The 26,114-nt window shown below is 56.5% G+C and carries 27 protein-coding genes; 16 read left to right on the forward strand and 11 right to left on the reverse strand.

Annotated features, from left to right (window positions below):
• Positions 1-809 precede the first annotated feature (809 nt).
• Entirely contained in the window at positions 810-2,729 is a 1,920-nt protein-coding gene (locus ACZZ0A_RS12695; RefSeq protein ID WP_463543198.1) for a tyrosine-protein phosphatase, read from the reverse strand.
• 440 nt (positions 2,730-3,169) lie between these two features.
• Between ACZZ0A_RS12695 and ACZZ0A_RS12700 the strand changes: the two genes are divergently transcribed.
• Positions 3,170-4,750 (forward strand): EAL domain-containing protein, encoded by a 1,581-nt coding sequence (locus ACZZ0A_RS12700; protein ID WP_463543199.1) that lies wholly within the window; start codon positions 3,170-3,172, stop codon positions 4,748-4,750.
• On the opposite strand, the gene ACZZ0A_RS12705 is transcribed toward ACZZ0A_RS12700, so the two are convergent.
• Positions 4,751-5,149: a hypothetical protein gene (locus ACZZ0A_RS12705; protein ID WP_463543200.1), complete on the reverse strand. Its 399-nt coding sequence runs from the start codon at positions 5,147-5,149 to the stop codon at positions 4,751-4,753. It abuts the gene before it with no gap.
• Between the two features lie 80 nt (positions 5,150-5,229).
• On the reverse strand, positions 5,230-5,496 hold the full coding sequence (locus ACZZ0A_RS12710; RefSeq protein WP_007916215.1) for a hypothetical protein: 267 nt from the start codon (positions 5,494-5,496) through the stop codon (positions 5,230-5,232).
• Positions 5,497-5,638: 142 nt separating this feature from the next.
• On the opposite strand from ACZZ0A_RS12710, the gene tspO reads away from it, so the two are divergent.
• Together tspO and ACZZ0A_RS12720 are read left to right on the forward strand one after the other, a co-directional pair.
• On the forward strand, positions 5,639-6,079 hold the full coding sequence (tspO, locus tag ACZZ0A_RS12715) for a tryptophan-rich sensory protein TspO (RefSeq protein WP_007916213.1): 441 nt from the start codon (positions 5,639-5,641) through the stop codon (positions 6,077-6,079).
• Positions 6,079-7,056, forward strand: coding sequence for an alpha/beta hydrolase (locus tag ACZZ0A_RS12720; RefSeq protein ID WP_463543201.1), 978 nt, complete (start codon positions 6,079-6,081; stop codon positions 7,054-7,056). Before tspO ends, ACZZ0A_RS12720 begins: the two co-directional genes overlap by 1 nt.
• 313 nt (positions 7,057-7,369) lie before the next feature.
• On the opposite strand, the gene ACZZ0A_RS12725 is transcribed toward ACZZ0A_RS12720, so the two are convergent.
• Positions 7,370-7,564 carry a hypothetical protein gene (locus ACZZ0A_RS12725; protein WP_007916204.1) on the reverse strand — a complete coding sequence of 65 codons (195 nt, stop codon included), beginning with the start codon at positions 7,562-7,564 and terminating at the stop codon, positions 7,370-7,372.
• A gap of 222 nt (positions 7,565-7,786) precedes the next feature.
• Between ACZZ0A_RS12725 and ACZZ0A_RS12730 the strand changes: the two genes are divergently transcribed.
• Complete coding sequence (locus tag ACZZ0A_RS12730) at positions 7,787-9,646, forward strand: ABC transporter ATP-binding protein (protein WP_463543202.1); 1,860 nt, start codon at positions 7,787-7,789, stop codon at positions 9,644-9,646.
• A gap of 342 nt (positions 9,647-9,988) precedes the next feature.
• On the opposite strand, the gene ACZZ0A_RS12735 is transcribed toward ACZZ0A_RS12730, so the two are convergent.
• On the reverse strand, positions 9,989-11,119 hold the full coding sequence (locus ACZZ0A_RS12735; protein WP_463543203.1) for a PIN domain-containing protein: 1,131 nt from the start codon (positions 11,117-11,119) through the stop codon (positions 9,989-9,991).
• Positions 11,120-11,419: 300 nt separating this feature from the next.
• Here ACZZ0A_RS12735 and ACZZ0A_RS12740 point away from each other — a divergent pair, with 300 nt between their 5' ends.
• A complete protein-coding gene (locus ACZZ0A_RS12740) occupies positions 11,420-11,713 on the forward strand; it encodes a hypothetical protein (RefSeq protein WP_463543204.1) in 294 nt (97 codons plus the stop codon).
• A 384-nt stretch (positions 11,714-12,097) separates the two neighbouring features.
• Here ACZZ0A_RS12740 and ACZZ0A_RS12745 read toward each other — a convergent pair whose 3' ends face one another.
• On the reverse strand, positions 12,098-12,511 hold the full coding sequence (locus tag ACZZ0A_RS12745) for a PaaI family thioesterase (RefSeq protein WP_463543205.1): 414 nt from the start codon (positions 12,509-12,511) through the stop codon (positions 12,098-12,100).
• Between the two features lie 215 nt (positions 12,512-12,726).
• On the opposite strand from ACZZ0A_RS12745, the gene ACZZ0A_RS12750 reads away from it, so the two are divergent.
• Positions 12,727-13,257 (forward strand): ATP-binding protein, encoded by a 531-nt coding sequence (locus tag ACZZ0A_RS12750; RefSeq protein WP_463543206.1) that lies wholly within the window; start codon positions 12,727-12,729, stop codon positions 13,255-13,257.
• 18 nt (positions 13,258-13,275) lie between these two features.
• On the opposite strand, the gene gbdR is transcribed toward ACZZ0A_RS12750, so the two are convergent.
• Together gbdR and gabP are read right to left on the reverse strand one after the other, a co-directional pair.
• Positions 13,276-14,376: a choline metabolism transcriptional regulator GbdR gene (gene gbdR, locus ACZZ0A_RS12755; RefSeq protein WP_463543207.1), complete on the reverse strand. Its 1,101-nt coding sequence runs from the start codon at positions 14,374-14,376 to the stop codon at positions 13,276-13,278.
• Between the two features lie 88 nt (positions 14,377-14,464).
• Positions 14,465-15,865, reverse strand: a complete 1,401-nt coding sequence (gene gabP, locus ACZZ0A_RS12760; RefSeq protein ID WP_007916180.1) for a GABA permease — start codon at positions 15,863-15,865, stop codon at positions 14,465-14,467.
• Between the two features lie 427 nt (positions 15,866-16,292).
• Between gabP and ACZZ0A_RS12765 the strand changes: the two genes are divergently transcribed.
• The 3 genes from ACZZ0A_RS12765 to ACZZ0A_RS12775 all read left to right on the forward strand — a co-directional run bounded on the left by ACZZ0A_RS12765 (position 16,293) and on the right by ACZZ0A_RS12775 (position 18,918).
• Complete coding sequence (locus ACZZ0A_RS12765) at positions 16,293-17,156, forward strand: helix-turn-helix domain-containing protein (protein ID WP_463543208.1); 864 nt, start codon at positions 16,293-16,295, stop codon at positions 17,154-17,156.
• A gap of 164 nt (positions 17,157-17,320) precedes the next feature.
• A complete protein-coding gene (locus ACZZ0A_RS12770) occupies positions 17,321-18,199 on the forward strand; it encodes an arginase family protein (protein WP_414915995.1) in 879 nt (292 codons plus the stop codon).
• Positions 18,200-18,441: 242 nt separating this feature from the next.
• Positions 18,442-18,918 (forward strand): short chain dehydrogenase, encoded by a 477-nt coding sequence (locus tag ACZZ0A_RS12775; RefSeq protein ID WP_463543209.1) that lies wholly within the window; start codon positions 18,442-18,444, stop codon positions 18,916-18,918.
• A gap of 46 nt (positions 18,919-18,964) precedes the next feature.
• Here ACZZ0A_RS12775 and ACZZ0A_RS12780 read toward each other — a convergent pair whose 3' ends face one another.
• Complete coding sequence (locus ACZZ0A_RS12780; RefSeq protein ID WP_095111944.1) at positions 18,965-19,399, reverse strand: HhH-GDP family DNA glycosylase; 435 nt, start codon at positions 19,397-19,399, stop codon at positions 18,965-18,967.
• 194 nt (positions 19,400-19,593) lie between these two features.
• On the opposite strand from ACZZ0A_RS12780, the gene ACZZ0A_RS12785 reads away from it, so the two are divergent.
• Positions 19,594-19,842 (forward strand): DUF6555 family protein, encoded by a 249-nt coding sequence (locus ACZZ0A_RS12785; RefSeq protein ID WP_007916153.1) that lies wholly within the window; start codon positions 19,594-19,596, stop codon positions 19,840-19,842.
• A 2-nt stretch (positions 19,843-19,844) separates the two neighbouring features.
• On the forward strand, positions 19,845-20,237 hold the full coding sequence (locus ACZZ0A_RS12790; protein ID WP_463543210.1) for a GFA family protein: 393 nt from the start codon (positions 19,845-19,847) through the stop codon (positions 20,235-20,237).
• Between the two features lie 81 nt (positions 20,238-20,318).
• On the opposite strand, the gene ACZZ0A_RS12795 is transcribed toward ACZZ0A_RS12790, so the two are convergent.
• Complete coding sequence (locus ACZZ0A_RS12795) at positions 20,319-21,326, reverse strand: NAD(P)-dependent oxidoreductase (RefSeq protein ID WP_463543211.1); 1,008 nt, start codon at positions 21,324-21,326, stop codon at positions 20,319-20,321.
• 495 nt (positions 21,327-21,821) lie between these two features.
• Here ACZZ0A_RS12795 and ACZZ0A_RS12800 point away from each other — a divergent pair, with 495 nt between their 5' ends.
• The 5 genes from ACZZ0A_RS12800 to ACZZ0A_RS12820 all read left to right on the forward strand — a co-directional run bounded on the left by ACZZ0A_RS12800 (position 21,822) and on the right by ACZZ0A_RS12820 (position 25,540).
• Positions 21,822-22,184 carry a DUF6124 family protein gene (locus ACZZ0A_RS12800; protein WP_463543212.1) on the forward strand — a complete coding sequence of 121 codons (363 nt, stop codon included), beginning with the start codon at positions 21,822-21,824 and terminating at the stop codon, positions 22,182-22,184.
• 227 nt (positions 22,185-22,411) lie between these two features.
• Positions 22,412-22,630, forward strand: coding sequence for a hypothetical protein (locus ACZZ0A_RS12805; protein WP_007916145.1), 219 nt, complete (start codon positions 22,412-22,414; stop codon positions 22,628-22,630).
• A 220-nt stretch (positions 22,631-22,850) separates the two neighbouring features.
• Positions 22,851-23,852, forward strand: a complete 1,002-nt coding sequence (locus tag ACZZ0A_RS12810) for an acyltransferase family protein (protein ID WP_463543213.1) — start codon at positions 22,851-22,853, stop codon at positions 23,850-23,852.
• 70 nt (positions 23,853-23,922) lie between these two features.
• Positions 23,923-24,447, forward strand: coding sequence for a hypothetical protein (locus ACZZ0A_RS12815; RefSeq protein WP_463543214.1), 525 nt, complete (start codon positions 23,923-23,925; stop codon positions 24,445-24,447).
• A gap of 127 nt (positions 24,448-24,574) precedes the next feature.
• Complete coding sequence (locus tag ACZZ0A_RS12820; protein ID WP_463543215.1) at positions 24,575-25,540, forward strand: DUF4145 domain-containing protein; 966 nt, start codon at positions 24,575-24,577, stop codon at positions 25,538-25,540.
• A 152-nt stretch (positions 25,541-25,692) separates the two neighbouring features.
• Here the strand turns inward: ACZZ0A_RS12820 and ACZZ0A_RS12825 are convergent, their stop codons facing one another.
• Entirely contained in the window at positions 25,693-25,983 is a 291-nt protein-coding gene (locus ACZZ0A_RS12825) for a hypothetical protein (RefSeq protein WP_463543216.1), read from the reverse strand.
• Between the last annotated feature and the right edge of the window lie 131 nt (positions 25,984-26,114).

The following is a 26,114-nucleotide window of genomic DNA, read 5'->3' on the forward strand; positions in this document are numbered from 1 at the left end:
GGCGTGAGTCTGTTGTGGTGATGGTGGCTGGGAAGGCGCTATCGCTAGCAGGCTAGCTCCCACAGGGGGCTGTGTTGTGATTGAGATTGTTGGCAATCCACAAAACCTGTGGCTGGCTTGCCAGCGATTGCAGTGGGTAAGGCAATGGAGATGTTGGCTGGGCTGGCCAAATCGCTGGCAAGCCAGCTCCCACAGGGGTCAGCGGTGTGATTGAGATTGTTGGCATTCCACAATCTTTGGGAGCTGCTTGCCAGCGATGGCGGTGGGTCAGGCAATGAAGAGGTTGGCTGTGTTAGCCCAATCGCTGGCAAGCCAGCTCCCACAAGGATTTTTGGTGTGCCTGAGATTGTTGGCAATCCACAAAACCTGTGGGAGCTGGCTTGCCAGCGATGGCGGTGGGTCAGGCAATGAAGAGGTTGGCTGTGCTGGCCAAATCGCTGGCAAGCCAGTTCTCACAAGGATTTTTGGTGTGCCTGAGATTGTTGGCACTCCACAAAACCTGTGGGTGCTGGCTTGCCAGCGATGGCGGTGGGTCAGGCAATGAAGAGATTGGCTGTGTTGGCCCAATCGCTGGCAAGCCAGCTCCCACAAGGATTTTTGGTGTGCCTGAGATTGTTGGCACTCCACAAAACCTGTGGGTGCTGGCTTGCCAGCGATGGCGGTGGGTCAGTCGATGGAGATGTTGGCTGGGCTGGCCCTATCGCTGGCAAGCCAGCTCCCACAGGGGTTTGTGGTGTGATTTAGATTGATAGCAACCCATAGAACCTGTGGTGTTGGTTGGAGTGGGGTCTTCCTTGACCCCGCTTTTTTTAGAAGGCGTAGCTGGCTTTGAGGCCGCCGTTGAAGCCGTGGCTGTCGCCGCCGCCATTGGCGCCGATTTCTGCGCCGAGGCTCAGGGCGCCGAGGCTGGCCATGACGTTGACGCCGCCGCTGAATTGGTCGCGGTTGTCGAAGGCGGCGCGTTGTTCGATGTCGAGGCCCAGCAGGTGGCTTTGGCTCTCGACCTGGTTATCGCCCAGTGTGCGTTCGTAACCCACTTGTACGCCCGGCACCAGTTGCCATGCGCCCATCGCCACCGGCGCAAAGGCGACGTTGAGATTGGCAACGGCGCTGCGGCGGGTGGCGGTGTTGTCGTCGACGTCGAGTGAGAGTTCGCTGCCCTTCTCCTTGAAGCCGTTGAGGTCGAGGTGGCTGACTCGGAAGCCCAGGCTTGGTTCGAAGATCATGCCGTTGACCGGGGCGCGATAGCCGAGTGCAAGCGTGGCGCCGCTGAGGTTGCCGTGGGTGTCGCCCTTCGCGGTGCCGAGGCCGCCGCCGAGATCGCGTTTGCTGTCGTAGTCGATGTAGCCGGCGCTGGCGTTGGCGTCTAGGAACAGGCCTTGTTCAAGGCTGGTGAAGCCGTAGCGGGCGCCGACATTGAGGAAGGTGAAGTCGGTGTCAGCTTCGCCACCGGCGCCGCCGACCGTGCCTTTGCTGTAGCCGAAGCCGCCGCGTGCGCTGAGTTGTTCGCTGAAGCGTTGGGTGACGCCGACCATCAGGCCTTGGCTGTGTTCGTTGCTGCTCTCGGCGTGGGACGAGCCGTCGGTGCCGAGGTAGCCGGCGAGCGCGGTGGTCCAGAGGCGATATTGGCCGATCTTGAGATCAGTGCCGCTGGCGAACGGTGCGGCGGCTTGTTCGATCATCGCGTTTTGGCGCAGCAGGTAGCTGGCGGCGTCGGCGTGCACCTGGCCGCCGACCTGGGATTCAACACCGCCGAGGGTGCCGGCATCGATCGCCGATTGCAGATAGTAGTTGTAGGCGCTGTAGGTGCCGGACAGGCTGGTGTTTTGCAACTCGCGGAGCAATTCGGCGCCGGCAGCGGCGTTGCCGATCAGCCCGGCCTGACCCGGCAGGCTGTTGTATTCGACCAGTTTGCCGCGCAGGACGTAAATGGTTTCTTGCGACAGGCCGAGGCCTTGTTTGAGGTAGTTGTCCATGCTGCCGTATTCGGCGGTGACTTCGTCGAGTCCGGCCTGCAAGTAGCTAGCCTGGACGCCGAGCAGTGGCTCGTAGATCGCGGCCATGCTTGGCGGTAGCGCCTTCAGCGTGGCGGCGACGCGGGCGGCGGTGTAGTCGTTGGTCGCCAGGTAGTTGGCCATGATGGTTGCGTTGTCGACACCGGCAATGCTCTGCAACACGGCGGCGGTCCAGCCGGTGCGATCCTTGCCGGCGGTGCAGTGAAACAGTTGCGCGGCGTCGACGCTGGCGAGTGCGTTGAACAAGTTGCCGAACTGGCTGCGCATGCCGGCATCGCTGACGAAGGCGCGGTTAGTCTGTTCCATCATGGCGATCGCGTCGGCGGCGCTGTTGAAGGAAATGTTGGTGATATTCGAGCCAGAGGTGGTGCTGCCGATGATGTCGATGTTCTGGTAGGTCGCGCCACTGATCATTGTGTCCGGGGTGGCGGCGATTTCGCTCGGGGTGCGCAGGTCGTAGATGGCTTTGATGCCGAGGCTGTTGAGGGTCGCCAGATCGCTGGCCGTCGGCGTCAGCGCGTTGGAGCGGTAGAACACGCCGCTGCGCATCGTGCCGTCGTGGGCCGTGGTGTACGCGGTGGTGATGCCGGCGATATCACGGAAGTTGTCGATGCCTTGCAGGCGCGGCGTGTCCAGCGGCACGGACTCGGCAGCATGGGCGGCGGCGATGGACAGGCTCAGTACGGACAGCGAACACAGAAGACGTTGAAACACAGTGCAGCCTCATTGTTTAAGCGTTGGGCTGGTCACTATGGGTAGGCAAGTGATACTGAATATGACAGTTTTGCTTTGAATGGAAATGGCAGCGCGATCGGGCCGTGGGGTGCGCGATTGGTCCGTACCAGGCGCTAATCCAGGGAGCAATTTAGACCTGTCTGCTTGGATGATTGAAGATTTCGGGCGTCACACAATACCTGTGGGAGCATGGCTTGCCCGCGAAAGCGGTAGGTCTGGCTATGAGGATGCTGGACGTGCCGACGCCATCGCTGGCAAGCCAGCTCCCACAAAGTTTTGCGGTGTATGGAATGCTCGCGCAAGGCGAGCCGGCGGTTGATCTACAGCAATATTTGCCCCACACACCGGCGGTATTCTGAAAGGGCTGGGAAACAGCCGTGCTGTGCGCACGTCACAGGCCTTGAGGCCAAGGTGGCGCCATGAACAAAAAACGCATTGTCTGGGGGAGCATTCTCCTGGGCCTTCCGTGTGTCTTGCTTCCGGTCATTTTGATGGGTTACGTCGCCTGGATGTTGAATCTGGCAGCGGCTCAACAAAGTCTGGAAACCCTCGCTTCCGTCGCCTCCAGTCGTGCCCATGGCACCTTCAGTGAAGCGGCCGGCGCGCTGAAATCCATCGCCGGTTCCCGGCTCGCTCCGTGCACGCCGGAAAGCATCGACGAGATGCGTCTGCTGACCATCAACACCCTCTCGGTGAAGTCTATCGGCTATGTCGAAGAAGAGATTTACGCCTGCGGGTCATGGGGCCTGGTCGGGCAGCATGCGGCGCCGTGGCGTGAAGACTTCACCACCGCGGATGGCGTGCGTGTGTCGCTCGGTGTGCAGTCGCGCATCGTTGCGGCCAAGCCGATGATGGCGCTGCAGTATGCGGCGTTCAACGTGCTGGTCGATCCCGAGCAGTTTTTGCAGGTGATGCTTGATGAGGATTTGCACCTGACGGTCGGCACTGCTGCCGGACAATTGGTCAGTGCCTCGCGACCGGGCGCGGAACACTTTCTTGCTCGCGTGCATTCCGGCCCGCATTCGGGCCTTGCCGACGGCTATCTCTACACCCTCGTGCACAGCGGCGACTGGGTCGTCATCGCCGCGCTGTCGCGCCATGAGCTGATGCAAGGCTTGATCCGCCGGGAGTTACTGCTATTGCCCATCGGTGGTTTGCTCGCCGGGGTGCTGGTGTTGCTGATCGTGCGCCGCACCCGGCAACGTCTGTCGCCGCTGGCGGAACTGCAAATGGCGGTGCGCAATCGTGAGTTCGTTGTTCACTATCAACCGATCATCCGCCTCAGCGACGGTGCCTGCGTCGGTGCGGAGGCACTGGTGCGCTGGCAGCATCCGGATGGCTCGCGGGTGTGCCCCGATGCGTTTATTCCGCTGGCCGAGCACAGCGGTTTGATTCTGCCGATCACCGATCAGGTCATCGACAATGTGATGCGTGACCTCGGCCCGTTGCTGGTCAAGGAGCGCAGCTTGCACGTGGCGATCAATCTGGCGGCGAAGGACGTCAGCAGCGGGCGCTTTCTGGCGAAACTGGAGGCCGCGCTGGACCGGGCCAACGTGCAGCAGCATCAAATCTGGCTGGAGGCCACCGAGCGCGGATTCGTCGAGATCGACGCCGCGCGGGCCACGGTCAACCATGCCCGCGAGCTGGGTTATCTGGCGGCCATCGATGACTTCGGCACCGGGTTTTCCAGCCTCCAGCATTTGCAGCAACTGCCGCTGGACGTGCTGAAGATCGACAAATCGTTTGTCGATAATATCGATCAGGATGCCGCGACCGGCACCGTGACCGGCCACATCATCGAAATGGCCAAGAGCCTGCGCCTGCAGATAGTCGCCGAAGGCATCGAGACCGAAGCCCAGCGCGATTACCTGCGCGATCACGGCGTGCATTTTGGTCAGGGCTGGCTGTTTGGCAAAGCGATGCCGGCGGATGAGTTTTTGCGGTTCTATCAAGACCGGGCAAACGTGCTTGTCGACCATCCAGCGCTAGAAAGCGTGTAACTATCGACGACCTCCGGACAAGCCACCCGTCAGCTGACCAAGAATCTGCACGAGCTCAGGTCGCGTCCATTTTTCCCACGGTACGACCTCCTTGTTATCACCGGTGTGCCAATGCTCTCCAGAATCAAACGCGAGGTAGATGGAAAAAGCCGGCTCGGGCATTTCGGCATCCATGCCGAGGTTCACGATATCGCCGAACAACAGATTCATCACCTCGTCGCATGCGTGAAAGTCGCGTGCACCGCTAAGGAACTGATCGGCCATGGCAATCGCGACTTGATTCAACAGGTCGCGAGGATTCATCTGCACGGCCTGAGAAATAAGGCTCAAGTCGTGAATCGTGTCTTGCTCGAGGAGTTGTAGAACGTAAGCAAGATCAGCGCGGCTCAGGGTCGGCAAGGCGTGTCCTCCGGGCGTACAGTGAAGTGTGCGCGCAGCATGCAATGGATCCCCACCGTTGCCAACGTTTGCCTCAACCTTCAGTTGGTCTGGCTGACGACCTTGATGTCCGTAATCCCTACCCGCTCGGCCTGTTCGAGGATCTGCTCGGGTGTTGAGTCTGCAGTGGGCATCATCAGGCCGTTTTCAGCGTCGCCCAAGTGCAGTTCCAGCAGATGCATCGCGGCTTCGTGCTCGGACAACTGCTGTTCCTTGAGTTCAAGCAGAAAAGTCCGCGGCTCGCCGTTGAACAGATATTCGATGTGATAGGTGTACATGATGTCATCCACGTCAGTTGGAAAAGGCACTGATTATCCTGACGCAGTGGTCAGTTTTTAGTTCAAATTGAATCGCCTCTCTGGCCAATCCGGATTTCATGGCAAACTTTTTCCTTGCCGAGGCGTCCCTTTCTTAAACCCCCAACCGGCTGATTTCAGCCAAGGACAGGCGATGACCTTCTTCATTTTTCTTCTGGCCTGCGCAGCAGCGGCAACCACCGGCGTGATGTTCAAACCGGGGCCGTGGTACGAAGGGCTGAACAAACCCGGCTTCACCCCGCCCAACTGGGCGTTCCCCGTGGCCTGGACGATTATCTATCTGCTGCTGGCCTGGGCCGGTTACCGCTTGAGCCTGATTCCCGGTAGCCAGACCGTGCTGGCGCTATGGGCGGCGCAGATTGCGTTGAACACGCTGTGGACGCCGGTGTTCTTCGGTGCGCATCAGGTGCTGGCGGCGATGGTGATTCTCACCGTGTTGTGGCTGGTGGTCGCGGCGATGGTGGTGCTGGCGATACAACTGGACCTGATCACTGGTTTGATCCTGTTTCCTTATCTGGCGTGGCTGTGTGTGGCGGCGGCGTTGAATTTTTCCATCCTGATCAAGAACCGCTGATGAGCAATGCCAATTGCGGTACTGCAACACCGTGGCCGCAGGGCGAACGCGAGTTGGATGAGGTGCGCGCCTTCAACAGGAAGCTGGCCTGGCTGCCACGTTTCAAGATCCGCAATCGCCTGACGCCGCGTGTGATTCAGGCGCTGTTGCGCGTCAGCCAGATCGGCGGTTCCGGCGTGTTGCGCAAGTTTGGTCTGACGGCTGAGCGCAAGCTGATTGATAACGTGCCGGTGCGGATCATTCGCCCCAAAGGCCCGGCGAAAGGCGTGGTGCTGGACTTTCACGGTGGCGGCTGGGTGATCGGCAATGCGCAGATGGACGACAACTTCAACGCGGCCATCGTCGACAGCTGCCAGGTGACCGTGGTTTCGGTGGATTATCGACTGGCCGTGTCCACGCCCATCGAAGGACTGCTGGAGGATTGCCTCAACGCCACTCGTTGGCTGTTACAAGAGGCTGAGTTCGCCGGCCTGCCCGTCGTGGTAGTCGGTGAATCGGCGGGTGGTCATCTGGCGGCGGCAACCTTGCTGGCGCTGAAGCAATGGCCCGATCTGCTGCAGAGAATCAGCGGCGCATTGCTGTACTACGGCGTCTACGACCTGACCGGCACGCCCAGCGTACGCACCGCCCCCGCAGACACGTTGGTGCTGGACGGCCCGGGCATGGTCGAGGCGCTACGTCTGCTTACGCCCGAGTTGACTGACGAGCAGCGCCGCCAGCCACCGCTGTCTCCGCTGTACGGCGATTTCAGCGGCTTCCCGCCCGCGTTGCTGTTTGCAGGTGAACTCGATCCGCTGCGCGATGACACTCTCGAGATCGCCAAGCGCTGGGCGCAAGCGGCCCCGGTCGAAATGTACATGCTGCCCTCCTCGCCTCACGGGTTTATCCACTTTCCCACAGCCATCGCCGAGGGCGTGCTGGCGTACAGTCGAAAGTGGATTTTGGCGCGCGTTGAGGCTGGCGCGCTGCGAGATTGAAAACTGGCAGCCCGGCCAGCCGCCGAAACGCTGTCCCACACTGTTCTGCTCTACCGGAGCATCAAGAGCAAAAGCCCCACGGCTATCGCAATCCAACCCACAACTCTCGCGGCGCCTGCCCACCGATAATACCGGCGCTTGTCTCTCTGCTCCCTTGTAAGCATCTGAGCGGACATCAGCCGAGACCGCTCTGCCTTAACGGACTTTGAATAGCCGAAAATATCTGACACATACAAAATCAGCCCCAGGCCTATCACCAACAGTGCGCAAGCGAAACTCACCACATCGATCCCTCTTTCGAAACCCGCCAGATTCAAGCGATGTAAAAGAAGTACAGCGCCAAACCAAGCAACTGCATGATCAGCATGATTGAAAGAACATGATTGCAAGCCCTCCACGCCTTGCTCACCGGTTTGCTCTTGGCCACCCGGTAACGAAGGTAACTGTCGAGTGACAGCGACGCCGTGGGAATGAGCACGAACAGAAACGTCAAAAAGAAATTAAACATTTCCTTTGCCCATCGACTCCCAACAGAAAACCCGGTGTATTCGCTGCATCTTGCGTTGCTCAAGGCTTCTGAGCAGTCAGCTTAGCTGACCGGCATGCACCCGGAATCCCGGGCGATACTCGGGAATCCAGCGCCCAATGGGGACAAGCCATTGACGTGCAAACCCTCAAAGCCGCCATTCAATGGCAGAATCCCCAGACCCTGATCATTTCGGAGACAACAATGCTGCGCGTGTTTGAACAACGGCTCGACCCATTTCCTCCCGACGAAGCACCGCCTCCGCCCGTCGGCCTGATGCGGTTCCTGTGGGCCTGCACGCGCGGCGCACGCGGTTATATCCTTGCGCTGGCGCTGCTCAGTGCCGGTGTGTCGATCTACGAAGCCTGGCTGTTTTCCTTTCTCGGGCAAGTCGTCGATTTGCTCTCGACATGGCAGGCCGGTGGCGGTGTCACCGCGCAAGAAAGTCGCGTGCTCTGGGGCATCGGCATCGTGTTGTTCATCAGCATTGGGCTGGTGGCGTTGCGCACGATGGTTCAGCACCAGATCCTGGCGATCAACTTACCGTTGCGGCTGCGCTGGGACTTTCATCGGCTTATGCTGCGGCAAAGCCTTTCGTTCTTCTCCGATGAATTTTCCGGGCGGGTCACGACCAAGGTCATGCAGACCGCATTGGCGGTGCGCGAAGTCTTGTTCACCCTGATCGAAATCGCACCGGGCATCGGCGTTTACTTCATTGCGATCATCGCCCTCGCTGGCGGTTTTGCCTTGAAACTGATGCTGCCGTTCATTGCCTGGCTCGCGTTATTCGGGCTGGCCATGGTTTATTTTGTGCCGCGCTTGGGGAAAGTCGGCCAGGAACAGGCCGATGCGCGATCATCGATGACCGGGCGGATTGCCGACGCCTACACCAACATCACCACGGTGAAACTGTTCTCGCACTCCAAGCGTGAAGCGCACTTTGCACGCGCCGCCATGGAGGATTTCAAGCTCACCGGTTTCCGCCAGATGCGTCTGGTCAGCCAGTTCGAAATCGTCAATCAGGCGCTGGTGGTCGGGCTGATTCTGGGTGCCGGCGGCTACGCGCTGTGGCTCTGGCATCTGGGTCAGGTCGGTACCGGTGCGGTGGCGGCGATCACCGCCATGGCGCTGCGCATCAACGGCATGTCGCACTGGATCATGTGGCAGATGACGTCGCTGTTCGAAAACATTGGCACCGTGCAGGACGGCATGGCCACCCTCACCCGCGGCCCTAAAGTGCAGGACGCGCCGAACGCCAGCGTGCTGGTGCCGGCGGGCGGTGCAGTGACGTTCGACAAGGTCAATTTCAACTACAACGGCGAACGTCAGGTCCTCGACAACTTGAGCCTGAACATCCGGCCCGGCGAAAAAATTGGCTTGGTCGGCCGCTCCGGTGCGGGCAAATCGACGCTGATCAATCTGCTGCTGCGTTTCTATGATGTCGACAGCGGCGAGATTCGCATCGACGGGCAAAACATCGCGCACGTGACGCAAGACAGTCTGCGCAGCGCGATCGGCATGGTCACTCAGGACACGTCGCTGCTGCACCGCTCGATACGCGACAACATCGCCTACGGCCGCCCGGACGCCAGCGACGAAGATATCCGCCGCGCCGCCGCCAACGCGCAGGCCGACGGTTTCATCAGCCAACTCAGCGACAAGCAAGGCCACAGCGGTTACGACACGCTGGTCGGTGAGCGCGGCATCAAGCTTTCGGGCGGCCAGCGCCAACGTATCGCCATCGCCCGGGTGATGCTGAAGAACGCGCCGATCCTGCTGCTCGACGAAGCCACCAGCGCGCTGGACTCGGAAGTCGAAGTGGCCATTCAGGAAAGCCTCGATGAAATGATGCAGGGTAAGACCGTCATCGCTATTGCGCATCGGTTGTCGACGATTGCGGCGATGGATCGACTGATTGTCATGGATGAGGGGCGGATTATCGAGCAGGGGACGCACACTGAGCTGCTGAGCAGAAACGGTATTTATGCGCGGCTCTGGCAGCATCAGAGTGGTGGGTTTCTGGGGGAGGATCAGGGCGTGGCGGCGGCGATGGATCAGGCTTGAAGGTGGGCCGAGAGCAGTCGCTGTGAGCGGCTACTTTCGGCCTAAAACGGACATTCAGTTTCCTTCCTAGCCGATAACCGGCCCTAGCTACTACCGACTAAATTTTTCCCCGTGGGTATGATATGAGCAAGCTGCCCCGAGCGTTTTCGCTTTAAAGTGAAACAAGCGCAAAGCTAACGTTGCCGTTATGAAGGGGCCGGCGGTGGAAACTTTCCCCGCATATTGCGAGTGTTTGACACTAACGGCACCCGAGAATCATCAAGAATCATTTTATTGAAAAAAAGCGAGCGTTAAATGCAACAATTCGACTCTTAAACATTTATCGGCGCCAAAACCGCGCCATTACAACCTGGAGACGGAAAGATACAATGCATCTAATTCGCCAGTCACACCTTCACTGCTTTCCACATAGTCGATATCAATGTATTCAAACAAGAATTCCTTGTTAAACTCCACATCAGAAAAACTTTCCGACCACTCTCCGCGCCAAGGCAGGCGCTCTTGAAAAACTCTATCTTTAACCTGCTTCATAAAAACAAATTGATCGTCTACTATCTTAACCTGCACATCGAAGTTGTCCACGGAGAACTTACACCGAAAGGAGACATTCATAATTCCCTTGGCCTCCATGATTTCCGCCTCATCATCAATTTGGATCTGACTTTCAATAACTTTGCAGCTGATAGTATTTTGTTCGATATTTACATCCAAAAAAGCCCCAAACAAGTCGAATAATAGTTCCGCGTCCATATCGGAAAGCCGCTTGCTTACGGCTCTTACCAATTTCTCATTGAATGTGCTGATGACCTCACTGCTGCATGATTGCCCGACATTCGAACTCAGCGCACTAAACAGTACCGCCGCCGAACGAGCGACATAGACATTAGACAAACCATACTGGTCGTCCAACGGGAGCAACGGATTCTCTTTCTTGGACAATGCCTTAGCGCAAGCGAAATCGGCAACATTTTCAGTGAGGAGAAGTACGTTATCTTGCACGCCCCTCTTCAGGTACTCCTCAATAGATGCAATGATCAAAAAATCCTTATAGCCTTTCTCCCGCACCCCACCATCTGTAAACGGCTTTTTTTGCTGATACATCCTCTCCACGACATCCTTATGCCTGACAGCAGGATAAGGAAGTAACTTCACATCGTTAACAGCAATAAAGTCGTCTAACCGGCGCGTGTATTTTTGACGCGACGAATCCATTTTCTTAGCAGCAGTATTTTTGCTCAATACTCCCTGCAAACCTAGCCTGTCAAATTTATCGGACAGCCCAATTAGTTCTTTGCTGGCAGCTTCCATATCCTTGGCGTAGTTCCCGATGCACTCATCGCGAACAACCTCTGGGATGCAAATCTCCAGCGCATAGAAGCTCTTGGTTTTTACCATTTTCTGCAGTGCATTGCCGCGTAGCGGATAGTCGCGCATTAGAAAATTTGTATCAATGACTACGGAGTGAAATTTCATAAAAAACTCTGCATTAGATAACAGAGCGCTACGCTATCTATGTAGGACAAAAGGCACAAGCGAATCTGCCTCTATCGCTGCGGACGTGGTAGACATCAGTTACGCGCTTCTAGTAGGTTTTGCCCCTGATGAAAGGCAGCTTTCGAACGAAAGCAGTCTATCGTGAGGTGCAGAAAGCGCCCCAAAGCTGCCCTTCGCAGAGGGCAGCTGTCGGCTAGAAGCAGACAATCACTTCGGGCGCATGCATTCGCCGAAACAGGCCTGTAGTAGGATACGGATTTAATCGAAAGAAGCTTCATAATGGATGTTCGTGCACTTGAAGAAAGCCGTGTCTTGTCGATCACAGTGGACCAAGCTCATCGTTATTTCGAGATCGTTGTGAGTCTGGATGACGGGACCCAAAAAAAACTGATGGCATGGAACGCGGACGGTACGGAGCTAGCTATCAGATTTGGCGCTCTTTGCGTTCAAAACTACAGCGAACTCGGGGAGCTTGAAGGGATAAACATCGTTGATAATGTTTTATTGCTTGAAGGTGATTTTGGAGATATCACGATTCAAGCCACCTCGATTTCTATTGAAAAGCTGGTCTAAATACCGTTCTGGAACCTACTGCAAGCCTGAATGCTACCCATCATGGATGTCCGCTCCTGGCCGATTACTGCCTGTCAGGAGCGGCTGCAATCGGCCAGAAACAACCATGCAGAATCGTGCATTCGCAGCCACGTCATGGTCAGAAATCGAAAATAACCTACGGAAATAAAAAATGGATTTGGTTCAGATCGCACCTGCGGCATACCACATAACGGACGACTACTGGCATCTTCTCAAAACAGAGGATGGCGCTTTTCATATTCTCGTCGAATGCGAAGCGTCTTTCGTGAGTTACGAATGCCTGATCGGTCATTCAACTCGATAACACTCACCCGCTCAGCATAATGATGTGGTCTGGGAGCAACACCTTGATGGCACGCACTTTCAACTCATTGGCACCGCAAACACCGCACTGGCCCGCGCAACAGTGCGCTCACCGACACGCAGGGTGACAGCAGCAAACGCCAATTGCCGGCCTTTTTTCGAGTATTCAAGACGCACTTCCAGCCACTCATTCATTTTTACGGCACCAAGATAATCCAGGGTCATGCTCGCGGTTATCAATGGCTGTGGAGGGTCGCTGGAAAAGGCCATCGCGTAACCCATACCGACATCGGCCAACGTCGCCAATACGCCGCCATGCAAGGTACCGCGGCCATTGGCATGGCGTGAGTCAGTCAGCAATCCCAGTTCCAATTGCAGTCCACTGCCTCTCGCGTAGATCGGGCCAAGCAGATCAAGCAACGGGCTGCTGCGGGTAAATGGGGTGAATCCTTCGGGAATTGCGGTGGCGTCCATGGTCCCTCCGTTTGCCGGCGACTCACCGGCGTCATTGAGCTGAATACTTCGATTCAGTCGCAAGGTTTATGGGGAATCATGTAACGGGGCAAGCACTATACGGATGCGGAATCTGCAGCGATAAAACGTGCGCCCATAATGAACGGTACTGACACCCGGGGAGCTATCTTGATACCTTGCCGAACCCGAAACAGGCTCTTGTTCAAGGAGGAAAATTGCGTATCTACATTACAGGTGCTTCGTGTGCAGGCGTGACGACATTGGGGCAGAACCTCGCCCTTTTGCTCGACCTGCAACACGTCGATGTCGATGATTATTATTGGCTGCCCACCAATCCTCCGTTCACGACTAAGCGACTACCCGATGAACGCGTTTCATTGATGCAGCGAGAGCTCGGCGACGACGATTGGGTGTTGACCGGCTCGTGTATCAATTGGGGAGATGCGCTGATTACCCATGCCGATCTGATTGTGTTCGTGGTCACACCTACGCCCGTTCGCCTTGAGCGGCTGGCAGTACGGGAAAGGCGCCGCTTTGGAGATCGGATTGCGCCCGGTGGTGATATGCATGAAATACATGTGGCCTTTCGAGAATGGGCCTCGCAATACGACAATCCAGACTTTTCAGGACGCAATCGAGCGTGGCACGAGTCGTGGTTATCAGCGCAAACAGCCCCGGTGTTGCGAGTTGACGGCATGAGAAGTACTGAAAAAATGGCTGCGGATGTCATTCAGGCTTTGTCGTGATCGCGGGAACCAGAACGATCAGCCCGTAGACACCAGATCGCCACCCTCCACCATCCGAACGCTGGCAAACGTCGATTCATTGCGCGCTTGGTCGAGCGTCGTCAGCGGTTTGGTCACTGACCGTGGCGATGCCGATTTACGGCTCATATCAGAACCGGATCGCTCATCACTCGGCGGCACGCCAAAGTGTTCGCGATAGCATTTGGAGAAATGCGGTGTGGAGACGAAACCGCAAACATACGCCAGCTCAACGATCGACAAGGAGGTTTGCTTGAGCAGTTGTCGCGCGCGAATAAGCCGCAACCTCAAGTAGTAGCGCGACGGCGTGCATTGCAGGTACTTCTGAAACAACCGCTCCAACTGCCGCCGTGACAGATCCACGTATTCGGCCAGGTTGTCCAGGTCGATCGGCTCTTCAAGATTGGCTTCCATCAACGCAACGACTTCTTGCAGCTTGGGCTGGTGCGTGCCGACCACATGCTTGAGCGGCACGCGCTGATGATCCTGCTCGTTGCGGATGCGCTCGTAGACGAACATCTCGGAGATGGCGGTGACCAGTTCACGACCATGATCGCGGGCAATCAGGTGCAGCATCATGTCCAGCGGCGCAGTGCCGCCGGAGCTGGTGAAGCGGTTGCGGTCGAGGGTAAACAGACTGGTGCTGACGTTGACGCGCGGAAAAGCTTCCTGCATGGCCGCCAGAAATTCCCAGTGCACGCTGCACTCGTAACCGTCGAGCAACCCGGCCTTGGCCAGCGCCCAACTGCCGGTGCAGACCCCGCCCAAGCGTTTCGATTGCCGCGCCAGGGCTTGCAGCCAGGTCGTGTGCTCGCGGGTAATTGCGCTCTGGATGCCGACACCACCGCAGACGATGACCGTGTCCGCCACGGAGGGATTACTCCACGAGCCATCCGGGGTGATTGGCACGCCATCACTGGCCCAGACCGCCGCGCCATTGGCGCTGAAGGTGTGCCAGCGATACAGCGTTCGCCCGGTCAGTTGATTGGCCATGCGCAATGGCTCGACGGCGGACGCCAGCGACATGAGGGTGAATTTGTCTAACAGCAGAAACCCGACGGATTGCGTCGCACCGTCGGCCACGGAGGAGATCGATGACATCATGTCCTCATAAGAATCGGTCTGAGACGCAGGCGTCTGTCATTCCCTTCGGCTTTCGCGAAGAGAGTATCAGGTTCGGCGCAACCGCCTACCCCACCGACGTAACCCTCGCCGCCGGCGCAGGATGCCGCGACGTCAACAGGCCAATAAAGGAAATCGCCAGCGCCAGGCCAATAGTTGTGGTGACTTCGGTGCGATGTTCAGGAGTGATCATCATCACCGCCAGCGCTGCGCAGATGAACACAATCACCAGCCACGTCAGCCACGGAAACAGCCACATGCGAAAAGTCAGCTCGACGTTGCGCTGGCGCAGTATCCGCCGCATGCGCAACTGCGATACCGCGATCGCGAGGTATACCAGCAAGGCAATCGCCCCGGAGCTGGCCAGCAGGAATTGAAACAGCCCGGCAGGCATGAAATAGCTCCACACGGTAATTGACGCACCGATCACGGTGCTGGCGATGACCGCTGCGCGCGGTACACCTTCCGAGGATGTCGCCTTGAGCATCTTCGGCGCATCGCCACGCCGGCCCAGCGAGTACAACATGCGCGAGGCAATGTAGATCGAGGAGTTCATGCAACTGGCCACGGCGATCAGCACCACCACATCGACCATAAACTTGGCGTGGGGAATGTTCATGATTTCCAGGGCGCGCTGATAAGAGCCGACCGAAGCGAGCAACGGATCATTCCACGGCACCACGGAGATGACGACGAAGATCGACAGCAGGTAAAACACGCCAATACGCCAGATCACCGAGCGCGTGGCCTTGGCAATGTTGCGCGACGGATCATTCGATTCGGCGGCGGCGATGGTCACCGCTTCGGTTCCGATGAAGCTGAACATGATGGTGATGAAAGCACCGACCACCGCTGACAAGCCGTTGGGCGCAAATCCGCCGTGCTCGGCCATCAGCCCGCTCAAGCCGCTGACTTCCCTGTCGGGAATCCAGCCCATCAGCACAGCAAAACCGACACCGATGAAACCGATGATCGCCACGACCTTGGCCATGGCGAACCAGAATTCGAATTCACCGTACTTGGACACGCTGAACAGGTTGGTCACCACCAGCGCAATGATCGAGCCCAACGCGAACAGCCAGGCATCAACCTGCGGAAACCATTGGTTAAGCACATGCCCGGCCGCCAGCGCTTCGATAGGAATGACCAGAACCCAGAACCACCAGTACAGCCAGCCAATGGTGAAGCCCGCCCAGCGCCCGATGGCCTGGTCGGCATAGGTCGAGAACGACCCGGTGTCGGGATTGGCCACCGCCATCTCGCCGAGCATGCGCATGACCAGCACGACGAGCAAACCGGAGAACAGATAGGCCAGAAGTACCGCCGGCCCCGCCGCCGCAATGGCATGCCCCGAGCCGACGAACAATCCGGCGCCGATAATCCCGGCGATGGATAGCATGGTGACGTGACGAGGCTTGAAGCCCTGCGCCAATTGGCTACTCGAATCCGTTGAGTTCGGGCTGATCATTGGTTTTTTTGTTCTCTGCTGATCGACATTTAAGCGAGTTGACTCAGGCAAACGAGCACGATCGTTGCCTGCTGAATTTCCCGAAAGAAGCCCGTTCAACCGCCGCAGTTCTTATTAACCCCATGATCTGGATGGGGTTATTTTGACGTGAAGACGCGTCACCTTACCGGGATTGTCCGACAATCCGGCAGCCTGAGTGCGCCATGGTTGTGTCTGATATCGACATGGGGAGACCGGATGGTCGATATAGATATCCATCAGTCAGCGAGCAGTCTCTGAATAGCTTTCGGGTTCGTTGAGCCTGCTGGTCTGATAGCATCCTTGCTAGCCGAACCCACTCTGCGAGTCAGTTACTACGACAATGGCCATTCTCTACCCTCCTCGATCCTTGCTTGCCAAAGAGCGGCTCGACTATTGGAGCGAGGTAGTGTGCGCCACGTACGGCCTGACCACCCAGCGCACGCTGTCCGACACGCCATTCGATGGTCGCCTCAGCGCTAACACGCTAGGCGATATTCTGCTGACGCACATCTCATCGGCGCCCATCGAATACGAAAGCAGACAGACAGATTCAGGCGTTGAGCAGTTTTTTCTTTGCCTCACCCTCAGCACAGAAGCCGAACTGGAACAACGCGGGCGACGATCGGTACAGGCTCGCGGCGATATCGTGCTGTTCAACAGTGCCGAACCCTACCGGTGCCGTTTCCCCAAGGGAGACGATCAGATCGTCATTGCGATCCCCCGCGAACGATTGATCCAGCACTTGCCCAGACCCGAAGCCCTGGTCAGTCGCACGCTCGACAGCCATTCGGCACTGGCAAGACTGGCCGGCAACATGATGGTCGAAGTGCTCGATACCGGCCCTCAGCAAACCCGTGCCGGCGAACGCTTGAGTGGCGCGTTGCTGGAAGTGCTGGCCACAGCTTTCGAAGGCGCGTTCGACCTCGCGGATCTTGGCCACTCGAGCCGTCATGACGCGCAACTGATGAAAGCCAAAGACTTCTTGCTGGCCAACCTTGAGGACACCGGGCTGGACCTCGCGGCCATCGCACAAGCCATTCATGTCTCCCCGCGCGCACTCAGCCGCCTGTTCGCCATGGAGGGCACAACGGCCACTCGCTGGCTGTGGCAGCAACGTCTTCAGGCTTGCCGGACGGCGCTGATGAAAGGCCCGTCTCGCAGCGTCAGCGAAGTCGCACTCTGCTTTGGTTTCACCAACATGGCGCACTTCAGCCGCGCCTTCAAAAGCGCTTTTGGCGTTTCACCCAGCGTCTTTTCGAAACAGCAATGACCGCTTGGCCAGTCAGGCGAAGTGTCTGGCCAGTTCAGCAAAGCGCACGATAGCGGTCATTGTCACCATGACACGGCTTAAGCGCGTCTCGAATCGCGCCAGGCCACCGGCACCGTACTTTTTCGCCTCTGAGCCGTCTGCTCGCCCCCATCAGGAATCTCGGCATGCCCCCTTCGAACGATAAAACCCTGCGCCTGCTTTTCCCCCAATGGCAGGGTGGCAACAACCCGCCTTATCATTTCGGCGCGCAACTGTTGGCCTGGCTGGCACCCGATCCGCACGGGCCGGTGGCTGAGGTGCCGGTCGCAATGCCAAGTGACGAGCCGTTACCGATGGAGAGCGGGATCCGCGGGCGTAGCGCGTTGTTGCAACAACTGCACAGTGCGCGGGCGATTATCGATGAGCATGCACCGGATCGGATGGTCATTCTCGGCGGTGATTGTCTGGTGGATCTCGCACCGTTCGCCTACCTCAACGAGCGCTATGCCGGCGACCTTGCCGTGCTCTGGGTCGATGCACACCCCGACGTGTTAACGCCTGCGGACTTCGCCAATGCCCACGCCATGGTGCTGGGCAATCTGCTGGGCGAAGGTGATGCGGACTTTGCTGCTGCAGTCAAATGTCCGCTGAAACCGGCAAACGTGATGTATGCCGGTTTGATGGAAACAATGCCTGTGGAAACCGCTCTGATTGAACGGCTGGGACTGCAACATGCCAGCCCCGCGCAATTGGCCCACAGCAGCGAACCGGTGCTGAAATGGTTCCGTTCTACCGGTGCGAAACACCTGGCCATTCACTTGGATCTGGATGTACTGGATCCGAACGGTTTCCGCTCGCTGCTGTTCGCCAATCCAGAAGCGCCACCGGGAACGTTTGACGGCGTCGCCCAAGGCAAGATGTCCATCGCCCATGTGGTGCGGCTGCTGGCAGACATTGCCAGCATTGCTGACGTTGTAGGCATCGGCATCGCCGAACACCTGCCGTGGGATGCACTGGCGTTGAAAAACATGTTGGCGCGTCTTCCGCTGCTCGCTACTGTCTGAGCCACACACCGGTGATAGCGTTTGGTGCCGCGCCTCAAACGCCACCTCGGGCCTGACGGATATAGAAAAGTCCTGGCACCCGATGAACCTGTAGCGCTGCAACTTCGTCCGGTTTTCATCGGGCTAAGTTGTTTTCACCGTTTACCGGTTCATTTCGGGACAACGGCTACCTTTCCTCCTTTACATGGAACGACGGTCGCTCCGTGTTCTCTACCGCTGAACCTACAGCGGAGGGATTGACCATGATTGCCCCTGAAACCGGTATGAAAGCGGGTGAGCGTTACAGCATTGAAAGCGTCGAGCGCGCGCCGCAGTTTTCTGGCTTTTTCCTCGACGGCAAGTATTACCTGGGCCCCGAGTTGCAGACGGCCGTGGGCTGGCTCGAAGGGCAGAACTTCTTCTATGACCAACTCGATCCCAATGGCGAACCGGTTTATCCAGACAGAATCGTTGGCACGATCACCGCGCGGAAACTGGAACTGTCAGATGGCCTGCGTCTGAGCATCGAGGAAATGCCGTTTCAGGCAGAAGCCGTTTCATCATTGCGTACGTTTGACGAAGCGACCGTTGAAACCCGACCACTGGCGATATCGCAGCGGCATACAGCATCAGGCTTGCGCCAGCCGATGCAACCTTCGGCACTGCTGGTTGCAGGCGCCGCACTGCTGGTCGGGCTGTGCCTGTTGGCGATCAATCGTTCTGGCCGTCGAGTCAAATAGGCTCTGCACGATCTGGGCGGTGACCGCTTTTCGTCACGGCCCACGATCAAAGGCTGATCACAGCGCTTGCCTCGCGCATGAAGATTTCCACGGTTTTCGGACCGATGCCGTCGAACTCCGCCAGCCGTTTCTCAAACGCCTGGCGATTAGCGCTGGCCTCGACCATATGGCTGACCTTGCCCGCGTATTCGTCGTTCAACCGGCGTGCCAAGGCGTGCAGCCGTACGGCGGTGGTCTCGTCGTAACGCACGTAGTGCGCCTCACCGAGCATCGCGACCAGTTCACGATGGCTACACGCGGCCAGTTTGCGTGGTGTATCGCGCCCGTGTTTATCAGCGATCACCCGATAGGCTTCGGCGGCGATTTCGGCCTGTATCCGCTTGCCCATCAGGAAACTGGCGAGCAGCCATTTGAACAGTGCAGCGTCATCGTTGTGTTTGAGCTGAATGTTCAAATCCTCGGCACTGATCGTCTTGTTCACCGGGTACCTCCGGGGTTGAAATCGAGGGAATTTTTGCTGTTCTGTCTGCTTGGTAAAGGCTTGATCTTTAGGCCTCCGCCGGTTCCAACCGTTCAAAGCAAAACAATTGTCAGCAGCCTGAAACAAACCCCGAAAATCCTTTGAATTTTTTTCGACGGCAAAACTCATTTGCGTATGAGCGTAAGGAGGAACGCATGAGCAACGTCGACATCTTCGTCATCGAATACAAACTTCACGGCCAGCCAAAATCATTCGTCATCCGCGCAAAAACCATGCGCAATGTTGACGCATGGCATTGGGCGAGTTGCGATGCCGGCATCGCGCCGATTCCCAAACCCGGCAAGCCACCGTTGAAAGTCATCTCTAAACCCCAGGCCGAGCGGTATGGCATCACCGAGGTCAAATGGCGCGAAACGGCAACGGTGGACTGGATGGAGGCTTAGTCATGCTCAAACAGATCGGCAATACGTTGATCCGCCGTGACCATCGAGCCAGCTGCCATTGCGGCGCCGTCATTCTCGAAATCCACCTGCCCGACGGCCTGCCGGCGCCGCATCGCTGCGACTGCTCCTTCTGCAAACGCCGTGGCGCAGTCGTTGCGGCAGTGCCGGCGGCGGACCTGAAAGTGATCCGTGGCCAGTCTGCGCTGTTGAAGTACAGCTTTGGCCAGCAAGTGGCCGAGCACTTTTTCTGCGGTAACTGCGGCATCTACACCCATCATCGACGCAGTACCAATCCGTATGAATTCGGCTTCAATGTCGGCTGCCTTGAGGGGATCAATCCTTATGATCTGGGTGAAGTGCCGGTGGCGGATGGCGGGGCTTGGCAATCGCCGTGAGGGCGAATGAGCACTGGCGGGCGCATCAAGGCTCGCCAGCGGCTCAATGAGCAAGATCAGCTTTTCCGAAAGAAACCTGCCTTACGGCACTTTCAGATCAAGCAACTCACCGCCCTCCTTGCTCAGACGCTCCAGATACGCACCGGCCTCGAGCAACTGATAAGGGAAGTAAAGACCTGCCGCAGTGGGCGCTCGACCATCGAGGCCGAGCAGTCGCTCCAGCAGCATCGCGATACTCAACCCCGTGAGCGCGGCGGCGCCCGCCGGATGCACGAGGGCATGCCGAGTGTGCAACGGTCGCCCCTGGCGATCCTCGCCAACCATTTCGATAAGGATCTCAGTCGACATCGGCCGCCCCGCGCGTCGCGAAGAACTGACCCCGCTGGCGAGATTGAACTGCACATTAGGCGCATCGGTGGCGGCCGCCAGCCCAGTGACGTCGATGGACGAGAAACCGCTGGCTTGCATCGGCGTACCGTCCAGCGCGCGGAAGCTGACGTTCTTGTCCTCCCCTTCGCGCCAGATGTACTCCCCGTCGCGCCGAGTCAGGGCGGCCGGCAGCATCTTGTTCAGGTGTTCGAAATCCTTGGCCACGGTCGGCCCGCCGCCGTCCTCTTCGTCGACCAGCGCATCAATACGGATATCGCGCACTCGGGCAAACGCTTCGGCAAGGTGCAATGTCGCCACGGTCGTCGCGCCCACCATCCATTCGTAACCCAGGACGATGGGCGCCGCGTCAGGGCGATGGATGAAACTGGCGATTTGCGGCGCAATTTCGAAAATGCCAGAAGAAATGCTCAGGTGCGGCACCTTGCGCTGCTGCGCAAAACGTAACCCGGCAAGAGAATGATCCATGTAGAAAACCGCCACGGCGCTGACCGGGCGATCGCCCAACCCCAAGTCTTCGGCAGCAGGATCAATGACCACGCCCTGCGCCCCGCCCATTTCCTCTGCCGCTTGTTGAGCCTTGGCCAGGTCACGGCCGCCGATCAGTAAAGGGACCTCGGGGTGGGCGGCGCGTAAGGCTTTGGCAGAATGGTGGCCGATGGCGCCGGAACCGCCCAGAAACAAAATCGGATGAACTGACATGGGTATCCTTCCTCGTCTTTTTGGGTTGCAACCTAGTGTTGATGCGCTCCCCGACGTGAGGGTTCCAAGCCTTTGCGTGAACTGCAGGGTGGACCGACGAATGTCATTTTGAACGGCGTGTTGATGATGCGTGTTTAGGAGTTTTTCGTGGCTGTTTAAAAGACACGTCGCGTTACCTGCTTAAGGCTACAACGTCTTGCGCCGTTGCCTACGACTACGCCAGAATCCGCCGGCTTGTGCGTCTGGGGCGCGGGTTTTATCGTTCCTGGGTCACTGAAAAACAGTGATGGGGTTTGGTAGCCCGCTTCCATATGACGCATAACGTCACCGTGCGCAGATGCTTTTTCAGCATTTGTTTTATGGTGGCCATGCGCAGGGCGTCTTCGGGCGCGCCGGATTTTCCATATGGGCCGGTCTACCAACCTTCGTATGGCCACCACCTTTCGTTTGGTAGCGAGGGTGATGGCTCCTTAAGTCCCATATGGAGCTTCATCTATGTTCAAACCAACGCCGAATCCACCAGAAATCGATCCAGTCTCACCCTACAAATTCCCGGATTCCCGAACACTCAACGACGCAGCAGAACGAGCACTCGATTACTACCTCACCCCGACTCAACGCATCATGGGCAGCGACCAGAAACACGCACCCATGTTTCTGGCCAATTCCGACTACGACAGCGAGTCCTTGCTGGTTAACGCCAGCGAATCCCTCGGCTCTGCCACCGAAATGCTCTGCAACTTCGCTGCCCTCCTTGACCCAGGCCACCGCAAAACTGCGCTGGGGATTGCGCAAGTGGTGATGCTGGGGGAATTGGCGGTGAATCGAGCGCTGGATAATGTTGTGCCGGTGGATTGATAGGTAATCCCTTTGTGGCTGTGGTGTGGCTGCTGTCACAAAGGGCTCAAGATTGCATTGGGCGTATGCTTTCGGCCAGAAGCGCCCGGTCCGCCTGATAAATAAATCTGTCCCCATTCCACACGGCAATGAGTTCTCCTTCCTTGAACCATGAAGGCAATGTGATAGCATTGGTTCGCCCCCCGGAGAGGGGGAATTTTTCTACATCCCGCAAGGAATATGCCCCTGTGAAAGACTTCGTCATCAGCGTCAACAACACCGTCCTCTATCTGTCCCTGGCGTTCATCTGGCTGGTCGCTATCGTCGCGATTTTCACCAGCGGGTTCCTCCCGGCGCTGGGTATCTTCGTGGCCGGCACCCTGTGCTGGTGCATCATTTCCGGCTTCTGGTTCGTCCAGTCGGCGACCTACGAAGAACTGCGCAAGCTGAACGCAAACAAAGGCTGAAACGTCAGGGTGGAGCAGTAAGTGCCCCGCCCTACCCTGAGCGCTTGGTTCCGTGCCGAGCGCTCTCGCCCACTGCGAATGACTCGCATAAATCCCGCATTCTCCGAAATCCTGAAATTCCCCGCCATTCCCTAGCTCCGAGCGCAGAGAAAAACCTGTAATCCACCCACAAACCATCGTAATTTACCCGCCATAACTACAAGGTCGTTTGGGGATACACGTGGGAGCCTACCGTCTGCTATTGGCCGTTATGGTCGCCGTTTCGCATCTGGGCAAGATGTTCATGGGGTTCAACCCGGGTGTGGTTGCTGTGATTTCCTTCCTGCTCATCAGCGGTTTCGTCATGACTTCACTGATCGAGCGCAACTACAAGGCGCCCGAAAAGGTCGGTCTGTTCTACCTGGACCGGGCCTTGCGCCTTTATCCGCAGTTCCTGTTCTACTTCGTCGTTTCTTGTGCGGTGATCTACTTCCTGCTGCCCGGTACGCCGCAAGCGGCCGAATTAACCGTCAAAAACATCGCCGCGAGCCTGGCCATCGTGCCCCTCGGGTTCTATATGTTTGGTGCATCCGGAATCTGGATTTTGCCACCGGCGTGGTCGCTCGGCCTTGAGATGTGCTTCTACCTGGTGATCCCGTTCCTGCTCATCTACCGAGCACGCGGTGTGGCTTTCGCCTTGTCCGTCGCGGTCTTCATCCCCGCGTGTCTTGGACTCATCAACACCGACTTTTACGGCTACCGTTTGTTGCCGGGTGTCCTGTTCATCTTCCTGTGCGGCAGCTATCTCTACAAACCACAGGCGAAGGGTTTAGCGATTGCTGGTGGTACCGCTGTGGCGGCGGCGTTAATCTTTGTAGCGATCATGGCGGGATGGATCGAACGCCGACCGTTCAACGCCGAAGTGGCCGCAGGCATTGCCGTGGGCATCCCCGTAGTGTTCTTGCTGACGAAGCTCAAGTTTCACCGGATTGACGAGTTCCTGGGCAACATCAGCTACGGCGTATTCCTCAATCACTTCGTGGTGTTCTACTTCCTGCACGGTCTCTCGCCGATTACTTCATTCGACTGGCACAAGATTGCAACGGTGTTGGTGCTGTCGTTCTTGCTGAGTGGTGTTTCGTATTACTGCGTCGAACGGCCGGCGTTGAAGCTTCGGCATGCGCTGCGAGCCGGATCGAAAGATCGAGTGAGGGACGTTCGGGGCGGTGAAACAGCAGTGTGAGGGCAACTGGAAGCGGATCACGCTCTCTAACCATTGCCCACTCCTTAGATAGCTTTTGGACTCGCGATGCATGTATGACATCAAAAACTTAGTTACGCTAGAACGTGAACTGCAGGAAACTGTGCGAAGCCATTTCGTAGACTTCTTTTCGGCTCATGACTACAAAAAAGACCACAAATCAGTTACTTCAAAATCTGTTAGTTCCAGCATCGATGTTGAGGCAACGTACTACGGAACAGGACTGTATGTGATCATGTCTGATTATCAGTCCGAGCAAAACAGATGCAACTTAACCATCGATGGTCTAAAGGCAATTTATAGAGGCCACTCTTACACTGTCAAAAATCGCCTTAAAAGTCATCTATTCAACCGTAACTATCGAGAAAATCTTCCTGAGAGAGGCGTTCGATACGACGTCTGCATGAAGCTCGATGAAAATAATGGAATCAATATCGATGACTTACCATATAGTAAATTTCGCTGGAAAGTTTTGATTCTCAAGATGAAAGGCAGTTCAAAGATGATACGCGAACAAGCGGAACTAGCCTTTGATGAAGTTTTTGGCCGCCCCCTTGGCTCGAAAGAACGAGAGTAAGTAAAAATGTCTAATTAATAAAAATATACCCTAGCCGGTTTGAATACTGTTCTGCACCTTGACAAAGCCCGAAAAAATCGGCACTTGACGCACATAAGTCGTCAGCCCCCAAGGGAAGCTAAATTGAATGAACATTGATGAAATCAAGAAAGACCTGAATTACGGACTGGGTGCAAAACTACGCAGCTTTTTTATATCTACAGAAGGCACGACCACACCAGTCGAAGAAGCAAGACTTGATGATAAAACATTAAAATATTTTATTGATATCCTGTCATCCGACAGCATTACCATTGAGATTAAATTTTACCTGAACGCAGACCAGATACTTTTGGACATCCCTTTAACGGAACGTTTCATCACAACTTTCGCAAAAAAGTTGACTGCAACAAACCGACGCCACGAAACACACCTAGGAGTAAAGGTCCACCATATCGTTCGGGACCTAATATACAGCGAAGCACCCATTCCGCACTTTTTGACACTGCATGCATACGTTCATAGCCTGAGCGATGAGGAACTTGGGGTTCTAGAAAACCTTCCTAGCCACGCAATTGACCTTGGAAGCTTTGAAAAAAAGGGCCAAGTTATTGGAGCTGCACTGTATCTGGAAGCCATGGCAACCAAAGCCAGCACAGAAAGTTTAAAAGAGTACAAACCGAAAAAATCTTGGGAAAAAAGGCTAAGTAGAAAACCAATAACAAAAAATGCACCTGAGATTAATTTTTTCGACCACATACAGCATCTGCAGGAAAACAAAATTCTTTCCAAAGATATCTGCCACGCGCTTCACAAGCTACGCCAGGCAAGGAACGCTGCTGCTCATAACTTCGATATTCATACAAAAGAAAACAGTGAAGCCTCCTACGATTACATTGAAGTAACGCAGGCAGACCAACATTTCATAAGCGCAGTTTCCGACTTTGTAGCGACTTGCAAAAGCTTATACGGACCTGTACCTAAAACCTTCAGAGATATATTCAAGAGATACACAGAGTTATTAGCTGGCGACATAAACAAATTCGCTAAAACCTCGCCAGTATTCACCTTGGAACCACACTACCCCAAGGAGCTGTCAGATATTTTTGGCTAATTACATTTCCACCCTAATTTCGCCCATTCTTGAGAGCCTCGCAATCTGATCTGCACTCGAGACTCTTCAGCGCCGGCCTTTAGAGTTCGTGTTGCCTGTGGCGTGCAGATACCCGCAAGGGTTAACCTCTTGGGGGGTAACAAATATGTTTATTAACGACGTACCTCGCGCACAGATCGCTGATCCGGTTTATACAATCCCCGAATGCTCCCATCGACCGAGCAGCAGCGAACTGCATAGCCAAGTTTCAAGACCTTATAAATCATTGTCTCTTCATCAACCTCCTCCCCTACCTCCAATGTATTTCCGGCAGTTCCCCCTTTTGATATGCGAAAGGCAACGACGCCGGTATCCCTGCGCTTCATTTTCACCGGGAACAATTCAATACCGTTGTTGAGCACAAAACTGAAAGCGCGAGAAAAACGATCCTGATCCACTGACATAGACGAACTTCCTTAAAGACTGGTTAGGGAAACTGTAGTTGATCTACGTTTTCTCGCAGAGTGCCAGCGCGTCCAGGTTAACGCGCAAGTCCGGCGATCACCGAATATGGCCATTCGCGCCAAGCACCTTC

This window comes from Pseudomonas sp. AC242, from assembly GCF_979258655.1.

What these genes read in the sequence shown, in the direction of transcription:
- ACZZ0A_RS12800 (WP_463543212.1), top strand. Translation starts at nt 21,822, where the DNA reads ATGTTCAAACCAACGCCGAATCCACCAGAAATCGATCCAGTCTCACCC.
- gbdR (WP_463543207.1), bottom strand. Translation starts at nt 14,376, where the DNA reads ATGTCATCGATCTCCTCCGTGGCCGACGGTGCGACGCAATCCGTCGGG.
- ACZZ0A_RS12795 (WP_463543211.1), bottom strand. Translation starts at nt 21,326, where the DNA reads ATGTCAGTTCATCCGATTTTGTTTCTGGGCGGTTCCGGCGCCATCGGC.
- ACZZ0A_RS12785 (WP_007916153.1), top strand. Translation starts at nt 19,594, where the DNA reads ATGAGCAACGTCGACATCTTCGTCATCGAATACAAACTTCACGGCCAG.
- ACZZ0A_RS12720 (WP_463543201.1), top strand. Translation starts at nt 6,079, where the DNA reads ATGAGCAATGCCAATTGCGGTACTGCAACACCGTGGCCGCAGGGCGAA.
- ACZZ0A_RS12820 (WP_463543215.1), top strand. Translation starts at nt 24,575, where the DNA reads ATGAACATTGATGAAATCAAGAAAGACCTGAATTACGGACTGGGTGCA.
- ACZZ0A_RS12730 (WP_463543202.1), top strand. Translation starts at nt 7,787, where the DNA reads ATGCTGCGCGTGTTTGAACAACGGCTCGACCCATTTCCTCCCGACGAA.
- ACZZ0A_RS12740 (WP_463543204.1), top strand. Translation starts at nt 11,420, where the DNA reads ATGGATGTTCGTGCACTTGAAGAAAGCCGTGTCTTGTCGATCACAGTG.
- ACZZ0A_RS12745 (WP_463543205.1), bottom strand. Translation starts at nt 12,511, where the DNA reads ATGGACGCCACCGCAATTCCCGAAGGATTCACCCCATTTACCCGCAGC.
- ACZZ0A_RS12825 (WP_463543216.1), bottom strand. Translation starts at nt 25,983, where the DNA reads ATGTCAGTGGATCAGGATCGTTTTTCTCGCGCTTTCAGTTTTGTGCTC.
- ACZZ0A_RS12725 (WP_007916204.1), bottom strand. Translation starts at nt 7,564, where the DNA reads ATGTTTAATTTCTTTTTGACGTTTCTGTTCGTGCTCATTCCCACGGCG.
- gabP (WP_007916180.1), bottom strand. Translation starts at nt 15,865, where the DNA reads ATGATCAGCCCGAACTCAACGGATTCGAGTAGCCAATTGGCGCAGGGC.
- ACZZ0A_RS12735 (WP_463543203.1), bottom strand. Translation starts at nt 11,119, where the DNA reads ATGAAATTTCACTCCGTAGTCATTGATACAAATTTTCTAATGCGCGAC.
- ACZZ0A_RS12700 (WP_463543199.1), top strand. Translation starts at nt 3,170, where the DNA reads ATGAACAAAAAACGCATTGTCTGGGGGAGCATTCTCCTGGGCCTTCCG.
- ACZZ0A_RS12790 (WP_463543210.1), top strand. Translation starts at nt 19,845, where the DNA reads ATGCTCAAACAGATCGGCAATACGTTGATCCGCCGTGACCATCGAGCC.
- ACZZ0A_RS12815 (WP_463543214.1), top strand. Translation starts at nt 23,923, where the DNA reads ATGTATGACATCAAAAACTTAGTTACGCTAGAACGTGAACTGCAGGAA.
- ACZZ0A_RS12770 (WP_414915995.1), top strand. Translation starts at nt 17,321, where the DNA reads ATGCCCCCTTCGAACGATAAAACCCTGCGCCTGCTTTTCCCCCAATGG.
- tspO (WP_007916213.1), top strand. Translation starts at nt 5,639, where the DNA reads ATGACCTTCTTCATTTTTCTTCTGGCCTGCGCAGCAGCGGCAACCACC.
- ACZZ0A_RS12775 (WP_463543209.1), top strand. Translation starts at nt 18,442, where the DNA reads ATGATTGCCCCTGAAACCGGTATGAAAGCGGGTGAGCGTTACAGCATT.